Here is a 12331-nt window from a genome sequence, read left to right as displayed (position 1 = left end):
TTAATTTTCAAAATAATTGATGTACAAGTAGCACCATGCTTCGTCTTTCCCTGTTGTTTCATCAACGTTCGGAACTGCTGACATTTGAAAATCAATATCAAAGACATTGACACCCTCTATATCAGAAAAGTTCCTTTTCAAGTAATTACCGACATCTGTGCACTTCTCCAATGCCTCTATATCGCTTTCTGAGCGTACTAAAAGTTGGATGGTATTTTTCCCTATCGTCTTGATTAAAAGACAAGGAAGTGGTGCAATAGCTTCAATTTTCCAAGTTCTAAACGATTTGAATTCATCAAAAAAAGCAGCCTTCAGGAAATCCCGAATACTGCTTGAAGCATCAACAAAATCCATCGAGCTACTCCTTTCTATGTTCGTAAAACTTTCTTCATTGCGGCCATACCAGAACTGATCATGCGGTCCATGCCGTTTTCAAGCCCTCTTGCGTAAATGTTGTAACGCCCTTCTAGATAAATCGCATATGGAACACCCGAACCAGTCTTGAGTGTCGTTCTATTTTCCGCTTCTTCCCATTCATGAATAATTGGACCAACAGCAGAACCACTTGGACCTAAATAGTGAGTAATGAAACCAAGCGAGTTAATATACGCTGCCGTATCAATGTGATTATCAGCAGACGTTACTTCTTTCGCGCTCTTGGCCCACTCCTTTGCCATTTCAGAAACCAATGCTTTTCTAGCCTCTTTCATCGATCCTAGGCCGCCAATCGAATCAGAATCAAGAGAGACTGACACCGCTGCATATTTCGACTTGTACTGAATTTTCTTCTTCATACTACTCAGCACCCTTTAATAAGATTTTGTAATGATGAAGCGTGCGATCATCGTAATGAGACGTGATAGCATCCACTTCAAGTTTCGCTGTCGTGAGCAAGTTCCCTTTATCATCCTTAATGTTCCCAACAATCATTTGCGGATCGACTATTGTATCAGGAGTTAGATGTAAACTCATTTCTATCACTCGATCTGCTCCTGATGAATTTCGTACATAGACTTTTTTTGTCATGTATCGACATTTGACAGTTTTAGGTGCATGTTTTTCATAGATGGGGCGCCCCCAATCATCTTTACCTACATATTTTTCACCAGGCAACGTAAGCTCGCATGTATGAATCAGTAAATCATCAAACAACACCAATTCTCACACTCCTTTTTCGCAGGAGTCCTGTTCCTTCCAGAAACATCAAGCATGACGGTGCAACCCTCCCGGCTTGTCGACCAGTAGATACACCACTTGCAGAACGGCTGTAGTCTCCGATGGAGTATCCCAGTGAACTTTTTGGTGTTCCTGTTATATCTACGTCTATCCCTTCGATTTGGTAATACTCGATCTGAGCACAACAGGCTTTCTTAATGAGTTCTTGAACGCCATCGGAAAATTTATCCAAACCGATCTTCGGAATCTGATACTCAGTTAACGCATCAACTATTTCAGTTGCACGCTTCGAAAAACGAGAGAACTCGCCATCATTGACAGAAGTTCCCTCGAATTTGTCAGTGTAATAAGGTTCATCAACATATGCTTGGGCCATATTACTCACCTACTTTACTAAAGCTTTTTCAGCTTCTTCGGCAGCGGCCTTGTTACCGTCGAATGATTCACCGTTAGATAACTCGTAATGACCTCGACTGATCATTTTGGGAAATTCTTCAATAGTTGAGCTGTCTGGCGCTTGTTCTACAGCAGGCGGTATTTCTTTCGCAGCTAATTTCGTTTGAGCCATCGACAACTCCATTCGTAGTTGATTGATTTCTTCAATTAAAGGAGCCGTCTCTTTGTCAATGGCTTCTTGAACAAAATCGTCAATTTGTCCTGGTGTTTCGGGGACCAACTCGATAAAGTCTGAACCTAATTTTTCAATGATTTCTTCTGCACGATCCTTTGTTATTGTAATTAAAACGCCTGCACTATAAATCTCATTAGTACGAGCGTCTCGGAACATTTTTTTTACTTTATAACGGTTCACTTTACATCAGCCTTTCTTAGATTAACCTGCAGGAATAAATGTATCTTCATCCTCTGAACCAGATCCATCAATATATCCGATCATATTATTTTCACGGATGACAAAATCAATATCTTCAAGCATAAAGTGGTATGTTGCTTGTTTTGCGACAGAAACCGAATCTGCAGCAGCGGTTGTTAATGTAACGTTTAACCCCCAAACAGTAGCTAAGTTTTCAAAAGGTGTAAATAGAATCACTCCATTTTTCATATTATCTACCACTTCAACCGGATAACCGGAGATCATAGTTACTTTCCCATCAGTGATAGTTGCATCACCTAAATTAGTTTGACGATTTTGAATTTCAGCCACATAATGAGCATTTGTCGAACGTGACATGTGCCAAACAAATGTACTATTGATATATTTGTCTTGAAATTCACCAATCACCTTCGTCAATGTAGTGATCTTAGGGAGTTTAGTAAAGTTGTGTTTTACTGCCGCATTTGCTTTTGCTTGAACGATAAACCCATCCTGTAATTTTAAGAATGCATCTGTTTCAGTTTCATCACCGTTGTACGCTAAATCCTGTGTATCAGCAGCAAATTGTGCTTGCATTAATGACAATAAAGCTTGGCGAACATCTTGTCCACGTGTGCGAGCAGTATAAAATGTGTTGCTATTTTCAATCCAAGTGTCTAAATACAAAGGTGACAGATTAAACTTCACTTCATTTTCTTCAGCAATATCCGTTCCCGTTGGTTCAGTTAAGGTACCTTTGTGTTTTTTCAGTGTTCTACGTTTAACACCTAATTTATCGATTGATCCAGTGCCCGAATTTGCAAAGTGGACATATAATTTTTGCAAAGTAGCACTAGACGAGATTGCGTCTAAAACGAATGCACGAGCATTGTCATCGCGCAATGTTACATTATTCCCTGCTTTTTGAATAGCAGACATTTGCTTTAAAATTGTTTCGTTAGATAATACATTTACCATTTATTTTTTCCTCCCTTATTCAGAAATTGGAAAAACGGCATTTACATAATCCGGGACTGCCGATTTTTCTACTTCTGTTGTGTAATTTTGTTCTTGATTGTTGCTGAAACGAGTTTTTTCAAGCGCTTCAACTTTTTTATTCAAAGGAGCTACCGCTTCTTGAACTGCTTTGGTGAGATCTTCAGCAGTGAAGGATTCTTTTTTTACCTTTTTCTTTGCAGCAGCGGCTTCCTCTTCTTCTTTTTTCTTTTTTTCCTCATCTGTTAACTCGTCACCATTGTCAGACTTCGGATTTTCTAATTTCTCTAAGCGTTCGGAAATCGGTGTCAGCGCTTCACTCAAAGCTTTTTGTAATTCTTCTTCTGTCATATCTTTTTCCTCCTTTGATTTTTTCGGATTAAAAAAGGACTTGATCCCTTTGACCACGCCCTGTTTTGTTACTGATTTAGTTGTTTGGATAGTACCTATCAATGAAGACAGTTCACTAACTTCTGATTGAATTTCTGTGACTTTCTCTGCATCATCGGACGAATAGTTGTCTAAAATAGACCACGCAGCGGATTGAAACGCTTCAATAGCTCCATTCACATCGCGGAAGGTTTTTCTACGATTGAAATTATTTGTCGTTTGCTTTTTGACTTCTTCAACTTCAGCTGTTCCGGCCAATGAATATCCGGTGAATTCACCCTTTTGGATATCTTCCCACATTTCGTCAGTTGCTTTAGTCACAAGGACCCATGTTCCCTTGGTGATCGTTGTATCTTCAATTGTCATATCAACTGGTGCAACATAGCTTTCAACTACCTTACCAGCACTGGTTGTAAAGTCATGCTGTTTGTCGATTTGCTGGTAATATTCCATAAAACTATGCGCCGCTTTTTCGATTGTCTCAGCGTCCATATAATCACCATGAGCATCTTCGGTTTCAGGTTCATAAACAACACCATAAACGAGCTTTTGCGGGTCATCAGCCTTAGTCACGAGTTTGACGGATGTTTCAAATGTAGGTTCACCTTCTGTTTTAGTCAGGAAGAATAATTTCTTATTCGCCGCTTTATCAACATAAGACACATGTGTAACTTTAACGTTTTCTAGTTTTCGCATTTTATCACCACCTTTCGATATTCTTGATTCATTAGATATGGCTTCAAGCCGGATCACCTGTCCTTTCTGGCAAAGACTGTCGATCGTCTTTTGCATTTGAATCATCAGGAGGTTTCCGTTCGTAATCAAGAAGGTCCAAATGTGTTTTATGGAATAGCAATAGTAGGCTAGTCAGTGTCATCGGTTGAAAGTTACTGCGGCTTTCTTGGTTCTCCATAACTGAACAACTCCCTATTTTTTTAATTGTTTGACCATTTCCTTGAGGATAATTGCTGTGATATAGATAGAAAATGCTCCTAATGTGGTTAATATTAAAACGCCTAAAATTGTCTTAACCATAATTTTCCTCCTCAATCCACTGGCGGTTTTTCAATCTCATATTCAATTTCATTTCTTGAACGATCAAATATCGGATCAAGCCAGCAGTGACAGTAGATAGTTTCCTCAATCGGAGCTAAAGGATCACGAGGATATCGAATGAATGTCCCGTTGATATAGAAATACTCTCCTTTGGCAGCTGTTAAGCCATCGACCGCAACATGAGCTTCTCGCGGTTCCTTAACACCGGCAGCATGGCGCCAGGTACTCCCTATCACATGGCGGTTTAACATCATAGCTTCATATTGAGAACCTCCATACATCCGCAGAATCTCAAGAATAGCGATTGATCGAGCGCGAACATATCCAAAAACTGCTAGCTCCGCTAAGGAAATGCCTTTCTTTTTCTCCTCGTCGTCTTTTCCGTAGTATTTGTCCAGTTCACGATTGACAGCGCTATCTGTTGTTTCTCGCAACATTTCCGGTAAATTCTTTAGCCATTTTTTTAGCTCTTTGTATGCCTCTGAATTTTCATCGAAGGGTAAATCACTGTCATACTCGTTTTTAAACGCCTCTAGTAACGCAAAAAACGCTGCTTCTAATTCTAGAACGATGTCATCTTTCATCGTCGAATCAAAAGAGCGCTTTTTCATTGCTCGCTTTATTCTATTTTCACTAGGCGGCTTGTTCTTATATTTACTGGTAATCTTATCGATAATCACTTGCAACTCTTCATAATCTGTCTGAAAAGCATTTTCGATTCTTGATTCTATCAGCAGAATGTACTTCATTAGTAAATCAATAAACTGATACTCAGCCTTTTCCAGTAGATTTTTAAGTTCTTTGTCTTCCTCTTCCTTGATCAGAAATGCAAATTCAATCAATTGAGTTTCATTCATCTTATGACCTCACCTCTTTGATCAAAAGACGTACAGCAGCAGCCAAATCACTTGTTGGTGAATCCCCATAAGCTTTTTGAATACCTTCATCATTGATTTTGAAGTCAGAATCTCCAAGAATTTGTTTCGCTTTTTCTTCATCAAAAGGAAATGCAGCTGTTATCATTTGCAATGCACTATCTCGTGGCAGTTTTCCACTAGCTACTGCCTGAACGATATTTACCAACGATGTAATTTGAGCACCATTTAGTGATACTTGTTGAACGGTTTGCCCGAGGGCATTGGTTTCGCCTGGTTCAAGTTGCCCCACATCTATAGCTGTTGATGATGCTTGGCTGTTTGGCAATATACTTTGATTTGATTGATTATTGGAAGGTAAATTGTACTGATCCCCATCAAAACTTTCCAACGGCTTGTTAAGTACCTTTCCAACAATGTCTCTTAAATCGTTTGGAGCGACTGCATTTGCATTAATAGCTGGATCAAGAATCGCTTTGATATCTTCCATGTTCACAATGTTTGATGTTTTGAAATATACTTCAACCAATTTGAAATCATATTCTCGAAATAACGAGTTGATTCGCCACTCATACGTTTCACGTAACGATTGAAAAACTTGTTCTTCTGTCAATTCTTTTGCCGTTTCGACGGTCGCACGATTGTAGTCAGTCGATAACCCAACATAGATGGGCGGTAGCCTAAACGCCGAGAGCACAGCAGCAATGACATTTTTATCGTACTCAAGGAATAATGCATCTTTCTGTAATACATCTGAAAGTTTTTCCAATTTGATCGCAGGTTTATCTTTATTCTCATCAAAAACCATTTCATCAGTCGGGCCTAACTTTTCAGCCTCAATAATCAAGAATTTATGCTGACTTTCACCTTCAGAACCTATACCATTTGCATAGCTTTGTAACGAAGCTTCTGACGCTTCCGTCAATTGTGCGTTTTCAAGAAGAATTGCTAATGGAATATGTCTGCCTTGAGTGAAGTAGCGATAATTCAACTCTTCAGCTTTTCTATTGCCAAGTATCTTTATTAAAGGACCGATCCATCTTGGAGTACCGTATGGTTCCTGAAAATCGCCTATCTTTAAATGAATAACTTCGGTCGCAGTTCCATTTCCTGCTTTTCTAACTGACCCATTTTCATTTAGCGGTGTAGGGTCACCAAAAGTTTTGTACCAAGTTCCACTCTCTTTTGCTGAGTCCATCAACGGATCACGGAAACAAAAATAACGTACTTTAATATCCTGCCCGTTATCGTTAACTACCTTATTTAACTTTGTAACTGACATATATTCAGGTTTAATAGAGTCAATCCCTACAACTTCACCTTTAGCATTACGAATAACTTCTAAAAATCCGTTACCGCATTCTTCAACATGACTTATTACTTCCTCTACAATTTCCTTTGCTGGTCTTTCAAAAGAAAGCTCAGTCAATAATGCTTCCAGTTGATTCCACTCAGACTTCATCGCTTCAGATTCTTCTAAGTCATCCACCTTATACCTTATTCCCATGCCAAAACCCACGACATTGGTAACATATGCTTCAATGCATTGATTTAAAATATCAGATATCTCAGTTATTGATCTTAGCGTTGCTAGATCGTAGGGTGGAGTTAGTAGCGTCAAATCTCTGTTCTGTTCAACACTTCCAGTTGATTTAAATGTAAGCTTTCTATTCTTTTCTATTGAAACTTTGTTTTTTTTCAATACTTTGGGAATAAGTCCACTTTTCCCACCACTGATTATTCTCGAAGTCAATTCATCGCCTCCTAAAATGCGGTTTTTCTTTCTCTACGTTTTGGACCATTGGATATCCCTCTGTCTAATTTCACTAATGCTTGTGACATTGCATCCACATCATCATCATGTGCACCATTTGGGAACGATTCGATCTCGTCAAGAATTTCATCACTCCAGGATTTCCAGAGTGGATGGGGTAAATAAACATTCCCTGCTTCCAAAAAAGGCGCAACTGCATAGGCTCGCACTTCTTTCCCGCCTTTAGGATTTACTGGAACCATCCCAGAAATATGCTTTCTTAACATTTCGATAACTGCTGTTCCATTTGCTTTGTCCTCAATTAATTTCGCCTTAGCAGATGGATGTCTTGCGGTCATCAAAGTAATTGATTTCATGGTATCAACAATGCCCATTCTGTCATGTATACGATCTATCAAAAAGAAATCCGAGCCTTTTTTACTCCATACATGACCAGCTACATAATCTGAAGTGTCCTTATCTTTAAAAGTGCAATCCCACGATTGAACTTGTATATCGAAATATTCTGGTATAACTTTAACATCGTCACCTAGTCCTAGTTTTACCTTCATTTCAATTGATGGAACATAATATTTCGCCCATGACCTTTTGAAGATGTCGCCACCAGCTGGTGTAGGCCTTTGTTGATACAATGACGCCCATCCACGAGAGCCGGTAACAGCCTTGGTTTGCTCTGCCCACTCCTCGTCCTTACCAATTTCAGGAGCTAGTGCTTCGCCTACTTTACGGCCTAACAAATCGTTTTCTTCCGCAATCGCTGGTATCTTAATCTCGACCCAAGGTAATCGGGCTTCTCTAAGTAATCGACCTGCTAAATCATCTTCATGCCAACGAGTCATAATAATGATCACTGACCCATTTGCAGATAAACGAGAATAAAATGTATCTTGCCATTCAGCATATATCTTGTCTCGAATCGTTTTACTTTCTGCTTCAGCACGGTTTTTTACAGGATCGTCTACAATCAAAAGATCTGTTCCGCGACCTGTTGCGCCACCTAAAATAGATGTACAATACAATTGTCCTTGATGACCTTCAATCCCCCACTCTGAGACGCTTGCTGTTTCAGAACTTAATTTCAATTCAAACAAAATATCACTATTCAGTCTGAAAAGTTCTCTGTTTTTTCGTCCAAACTTCTTGTAAAGCTCTTCCGAATAAGACACTACCATCGCAAGCTTATCAGGATTCTTACACAAAAAATAGGTTGGAAATGTCTCTGTTATATATGTTGACTTTCCATGTTGTGGCGGTAATTCAACTATAATGAACAATTGCTCACCATCCGAAATGCGATCCAGGTAAGGAGAAATATATAGCTGATGTTTCAAAGGCTTCATCCCATTGTGAGTATAAAAAAAGAAGTCCGCGTAATTTCTTCTCGCCAACTCCATCAGAGCATCTTTTTTAACTTTTTGAAGATCAACCATCATCGCCATAGGCTAATCGCCTCAATTCATCGGTGGTTAAACCAGCGTAAGGATTATTTATTTTCACTTCTCCGTCATGTTGAATTACCTGTTTGTCACGCCATTCAATTGGCTTACGATTCTTTAACCAGAAAATTTGTGCAGTAGTATCTGGCGCTACTTCTTTAGTCTTCTGTTTAACCAATATTTTTTTAAATCGAGAAAATGATAATCTTTCCTTCTCAATTTCAAGATCAGTTGCTTCGGGATTTTCAATCTTAAACACTTTGATATGGAGGTCGAGTGACTGCCAATACTCCTCGTCGTCCATTTCAACTACTAGGTATTCATCCTCTGTGTAGTGGTACCCTAACGCCCTTTTCAAAAGTGCATTTTCTACCTGAACATCGACAACTTCCTTTCCCTTTTTTAAGGCCTCAGAAATCTCAGGATACTTATTCTTCCAGTCGTATAAAGTTCCAGCAGCAATACCTATGTTGTGGGCTAGTTGTTCATCGGTAAGACCATCGCGGGCCCATCCTTCGAGAACTAATAAACCATCTTCAGTTATCCATTCTTGATATTTACCTTTCGCCACGACCTCACCACCTCGCTATCTGTGTTTGTTTTGTAAAAAAAGGCTTCTAAGAAAAATTAAACTCTAATTGTTTTCGTTCTCTCTTCTAATGTATTGTAAGCGTTATTATGGTATATTTTTTCTACGATTGGTAATTAAAATTTGTTTTATTAGGCTGCTGCGGAAACAGCGGTCTATTTTGTTGCCATGAAGGTTATAAAGTCGTAAACTTTAGTTGTAACCAATTTTTATCCTGCATTAGACCATTGCTTTGCCGAGCAGTGGTCTTTTTTGTATCCAAAATAAAAAGACCGCCGAAGCGATCTTGATTATGTATTAAGCAACCTACACGTCTCATAGAGACCCGCCTACTGTCCTTTCTTTCGGACTCTACCACCCTCGGTTGCTACTGACGTGACCGGATCCGAACCAGCGACCTCCTGATTAAAAGTCAGGCGCTCTACCAACTGAGCTACACGTCAACCGGAGGAGCTACCTCCTAGCATATGCTTTCGGGTCAGATACTTAGCGTTGGCCAGTTCACTAAGTCCTCCCTAAGTCACTGACAAGGATTCGAACCTTGCACTTCGGGAACCGAACCGAGTCGTCACCTATCCGTCCCTCATATAAGCTCCAACACCCTACGTTTTTAGTGATGGCTACTTATACGTCTACCCTTTCCGCCACAGTGACATAAAGACGGCACGTGAAGTTTAAAGGAAGAGGAGCTATTCACTTCCTTCTATATTTTTTGTGTGCCGTCAGATCGTTAAGAATAATTACGAGAAGAGGCTGTTCACCTCCTTCATATATTCTTTATTTGTTGCGGCCTGTGCAGCAGACCACGATTTATTTCAACAGCTAAACTGCTGTATCCATACTATTTCATAATATAATTCTAACACCTTTTTCCGAACAAAAAGGGCAGAAAAAGGGCAATTTATTTTGTCACGATTAATTTTCCATCTCTATATACATCAGCGAACTCTAATAATGCTTCTGCCTTTAAATCTTTAATGCTGCGTTCTGAGTATCCTAGTTCTAATCCGATCGCAAATGCCGTTAATTTTTCATTTTCACAAAAGGTCATCGAGATGATTTCTTTGCTTATTCGTGAAATACGGTTTAACGCTGCGTTTATTTCGTTCAATTCATTTTCTGCATCCACTCTGATGCACGTAGCGTCTTCTGATTTATTTGTATATGAACTCGGTGTTCTCGGCATATCGCTTATAATTGGTGATCGCAAATTAATCTCGTCCTGTCCTGCGATCCTACTCAAACGACGATATGAAGCTAGTATTCGTTTTGCTTTGAATTTTGTTTCTCTTACATCTATCTCTTCGAACAGTTCCAAGGCGATCGCTCCTATGCTATAATATTATGGATGAGATAACGTTTAGCACTGAGCGAAAGCTTGGTGTTTTTTTGTGATATAATCGTTGTGAGCTAGGCTTTTCCTTCAATGGGCGCAAGCATATTTCAACTAGCTCAGGGACTGTTATGTCGGGTAACAGTCCTTTTTAGAGCAGCCAGTGGTCGGCTGCTCTTTCTTATTTTTCAGAGTCACTTAATTTGATGCCGTTTATTTTAGCTTCAACATAAAGTCTGTTTAGAGTATTTCTCTCATTATTAATATATTTTTCTATGGACTCTCGAGCAGTTGGATTTTGTTTTGTTTTCAATTCTTCTTCAAGCGAGACAATCTTATCTTTTTGTAACGCTATTTGCGATCGAATCCTTCGATATATCATTTCTAAACCTCCTTTATTGGCGACGTTAGTTGACTAACTTCAACATCTATATTTTTTTGGAATTTTGATATCTTTCGTTTGAGCAATAGATCTAGCCGTCATGTCAATGATGTAGCGCCCTCCTGTAAAATATCTCTCGTAAAATGGCTTCCACAGCAACTCTCTTATTTCTTTTTCAAGACCTATACAAGGTCTGTGGTGTTTGGAGCTCACAAACGAAAAACTATAAATGTTATGGGACTCCCTAAAATCGTTAGCTGGTAATTTCTCTTCAACAAGGATTTTTACTAAATATTGCGTTCGTCTCATTTGAAACCTCCTCTGTATCTTCCGTTGCCGGATTTATTCGATGCCGTCCTTTTTGTTTCTTAGGTAGATTCGATACCATAAAGCGCTAATACTAATACGAATATCCCGTAAGCGATCACCAATTAAACAAACTGCATATAACAATATGAATAAAAGCGATCTATCCCAGCTTTCTCTAAACAAACATATGGTACCCATTACCAATAAAAATATTGGATACGCTGCGGCTAAAAACTCAAGAATTTTCTTTTTCATCCTTCCACCTCCAACAAATTTGGATTTTCGTAGATGTTGCCGATAACTTCAAACTGATAAATCGAACTACCTAATGAGTTCATAAATTTATCATGTCCGAAGCTCTTTTCGTCTAAATAAAACATGGTGTTTCTTTTTGAATATCTAACCAAGCCTTTTATTTCAAAAGGAGTACTCGAATCGGTAGTCAGATGTTGTTGTCCGACAACTACATCCCCCTCAAATATCTCAACGCCGTTCTTGTCTTTCAGGCCTGTTGATTGCATGAGTTCGATATCATCTAAAGGAAAATAATTAGAGACTCCGTATTCCCAATGACTAACCTTGAGTTTTTTTTCTAAAAGATCAATGCTTATAACTTCTGTCAATCCTGCTCTTTCATCCCAAGCTCTAAACTTCGGTATCATATGTTTCACTTCCACTTCTTATTTGATGTACAATACATATGAGCTGGTACTCCTTTTTTATTGATCCTTTCAATGTCCAGCTCACTGACCGCAGCCACCTCATAGGTTGCGGTCTTTTTGTGGTAAAATTATTTTGTCTAGCGGAAACTAGACGAAAGTTTCTTTTTCTCAGACAGCCAGTGGTCGGCTGTCTTTTTTTGTTGTACAATATAACCGATGAGCTGAAACCCTTTTACAACTACAATTTCAATCAGAAATCCCGGCTCATTGACCGCTACTAAATAGCGGTCTTTTTGTGGTATAATTTTTGTACACAGAATCTTCTACTATACGAATTGCTTCTCAACATTTCTGTGTATTGACCGCTGACCCAATCTCCAGCGGTCTTTTTTTGTTTGGGCTAACGTTGTATAATATACTCAAGTTAGATAAATAACTTTCTGATCAATCTAACCTGATGGCTGCCTGTTCATAATCAAGCAGTCTTTTTTATGCTACTGCCGGCTGAGTTAGTTAACATTTCTATTTTTCTGTATCATATA

Annotated in this window: 17 protein-coding genes and 1 tRNA gene; all 18 read right to left on the bottom strand. The window is 39.0% G+C overall.

From position 1 onward, the window contains the following. On the bottom strand, positions 1 to 354 hold the full coding sequence (locus I592_RS16785; protein WP_010778479.1) for a hypothetical protein: 354 nt from the start codon (positions 352 to 354) through the stop codon (positions 1 to 3). A gap of 14 nt (positions 355 to 368) precedes the next feature. Continuing rightward, a complete protein-coding gene (locus I592_RS16780; RefSeq protein ID WP_244265202.1) occupies positions 369 to 806 on the bottom strand; it encodes a hypothetical protein in 438 nt (145 codons plus the stop codon). Then, entirely contained in the window at positions 796 to 1155 is a 360-nt protein-coding gene (locus I592_RS16775) for a hypothetical protein (protein ID WP_044926847.1), read from the bottom strand. Before I592_RS16775 ends, I592_RS16780 begins: the two co-directional genes overlap by 11 nt. Further along, positions 1145 to 1552 (bottom strand): head-tail connector protein, encoded by a 408-nt coding sequence (locus I592_RS16770; RefSeq protein WP_010778482.1) that lies wholly within the window; start codon positions 1550 to 1552, stop codon positions 1145 to 1147. Before I592_RS16770 ends, I592_RS16775 begins: the two co-directional genes overlap by 11 nt. Before the next feature lie 9 nt (positions 1553 to 1561). After that, positions 1562 to 1987, bottom strand: coding sequence for a hypothetical protein (locus I592_RS16765; protein WP_010778483.1), 426 nt, complete (start codon positions 1985 to 1987; stop codon positions 1562 to 1564). 21 nt (positions 1988 to 2008) lie between these two features. After that, positions 2009 to 2965: a hypothetical protein gene (locus I592_RS16760; protein WP_010778484.1), complete on the bottom strand. Its 957-nt coding sequence runs from the start codon at positions 2963 to 2965 to the stop codon at positions 2009 to 2011. 15 nt (positions 2966 to 2980) lie between these two features. Then, on the bottom strand, positions 2981 to 4069 hold the full coding sequence (locus I592_RS16755) for an XkdF-like putative serine protease domain-containing protein (protein ID WP_010778485.1): 1089 nt from the start codon (positions 4067 to 4069) through the stop codon (positions 2981 to 2983). A 43-nt stretch (positions 4070 to 4112) separates the two neighbouring features. Next, positions 4113 to 4286 carry a hypothetical protein gene (locus tag I592_RS21745; protein WP_010778486.1) on the bottom strand — a complete coding sequence of 58 codons (174 nt, stop codon included), beginning with the start codon at positions 4284 to 4286 and terminating at the stop codon, positions 4113 to 4115. 133 nt (positions 4287 to 4419) lie between these two features. Then, on the bottom strand, positions 4420 to 5286 hold the full coding sequence (locus I592_RS16750; protein ID WP_010778488.1) for a hypothetical protein: 867 nt from the start codon (positions 5284 to 5286) through the stop codon (positions 4420 to 4422). A gap of 1 nt (position 5287) precedes the next feature. Next, a complete protein-coding gene (locus I592_RS16745; RefSeq protein WP_010778489.1) occupies positions 5288 to 7057 on the bottom strand; it encodes a phage portal protein in 1770 nt (589 codons plus the stop codon). An 11-nt stretch (positions 7058 to 7068) separates the two neighbouring features. Then, on the bottom strand, positions 7069 to 8517 hold the full coding sequence (gene terL / locus I592_RS16740; RefSeq protein WP_010778490.1) for a phage terminase large subunit: 1449 nt from the start codon (positions 8515 to 8517) through the stop codon (positions 7069 to 7071). Continuing rightward, complete coding sequence (locus I592_RS16735) at positions 8501 to 9085, bottom strand: helix-turn-helix domain-containing protein (RefSeq protein WP_010778491.1); 585 nt, start codon at positions 9083 to 9085, stop codon at positions 8501 to 8503. Before I592_RS16735 ends, terL begins: the two co-directional genes overlap by 17 nt. Before the next feature lie 388 nt (positions 9086 to 9473). Further along, positions 9474 to 9546, bottom strand: a tRNA-Lys gene (locus I592_RS16730). 458 nt (positions 9547 to 10004) lie between these two features. After that, positions 10005 to 10421: an ArpU family phage packaging/lysis transcriptional regulator gene (locus tag I592_RS16725; RefSeq protein ID WP_010739651.1), complete on the bottom strand. Its 417-nt coding sequence runs from the start codon at positions 10419 to 10421 to the stop codon at positions 10005 to 10007. A gap of 196 nt (positions 10422 to 10617) precedes the next feature. Then, positions 10618 to 10818 (bottom strand): hypothetical protein, encoded by a 201-nt coding sequence (locus I592_RS16720; RefSeq protein WP_010778493.1) that lies wholly within the window; start codon positions 10816 to 10818, stop codon positions 10618 to 10620. Positions 10819 to 10857: 39 nt separating this feature from the next. Next, a complete protein-coding gene (locus tag I592_RS16715) occupies positions 10858 to 11127 on the bottom strand; it encodes a hypothetical protein (RefSeq protein ID WP_010778494.1) in 270 nt (89 codons plus the stop codon). 33 nt (positions 11128 to 11160) lie between these two features. Then, positions 11161 to 11382, bottom strand: a complete 222-nt coding sequence (locus I592_RS16710) for a hypothetical protein (RefSeq protein WP_010778495.1) — start codon at positions 11380 to 11382, stop codon at positions 11161 to 11163. Then, complete coding sequence (locus I592_RS16705) at positions 11379 to 11789, bottom strand: YopX family protein (RefSeq protein WP_010778496.1); 411 nt, start codon at positions 11787 to 11789, stop codon at positions 11379 to 11381. The genes I592_RS16710 and I592_RS16705 overlap by 4 nt, the downstream gene beginning before the upstream one ends. Positions 11790 to 12331: the final 542 nt, after the last annotated feature.

This window comes from Enterococcus gilvus ATCC BAA-350, assembly GCF_000407545.1.
In the GTDB taxonomy this organism is placed as follows: domain Bacteria; phylum Bacillota; class Bacilli; order Lactobacillales; family Enterococcaceae; genus Enterococcus_A; species Enterococcus_A gilvus.
This window is presented reverse-complemented; position numbering and strand designations above follow the sequence as displayed.

Coding starts and splice junctions, on each gene's coding strand:
- I592_RS16785 (WP_010778479.1), bottom strand. CDS start 354: ATGGATTTTGTTGATGCTTCAAGCAGTATTCGGGATTTCCTGAAGGCT.
- I592_RS16770 (WP_010778482.1), bottom strand. CDS start 1,552: ATGGCCCAAGCATATGTTGATGAACCTTATTACACTGACAAATTCGAG.
- I592_RS16760 (WP_010778484.1), bottom strand. CDS start 2,965: ATGGTAAATGTATTATCTAACGAAACAATTTTAAAGCAAATGTCTGCT.
- I592_RS16755 (WP_010778485.1), bottom strand. CDS start 4,069: ATGCGAAAACTAGAAAACGTTAAAGTTACACATGTGTCTTATGTTGAT.
- I592_RS21745 (WP_010778486.1), bottom strand. CDS start 4,286: ATGGAGAACCAAGAAAGCCGCAGTAACTTTCAACCGATGACACTGACT.
- I592_RS16750 (WP_010778488.1), bottom strand. CDS start 5,286: ATGAATGAAACTCAATTGATTGAATTTGCATTTCTGATCAAGGAAGAG.
- terL (WP_010778490.1), bottom strand. CDS start 8,517: ATGGCGATGATGGTTGATCTTCAAAAAGTTAAAAAAGATGCTCTGATG.
- I592_RS16720 (WP_010778493.1), bottom strand. CDS start 10,818: ATGATATATCGAAGGATTCGATCGCAAATAGCGTTACAAAAAGATAAG.
- I592_RS16715 (WP_010778494.1), bottom strand. CDS start 11,127: ATGAGACGAACGCAATATTTAGTAAAAATCCTTGTTGAAGAGAAATTA.
- I592_RS16710 (WP_010778495.1), bottom strand. CDS start 11,382: ATGAAAAAGAAAATTCTTGAGTTTTTAGCCGCAGCGTATCCAATATTT.
- I592_RS16705 (WP_010778496.1), bottom strand. CDS start 11,789: ATGATACCGAAGTTTAGAGCTTGGGATGAAAGAGCAGGATTGACAGAA.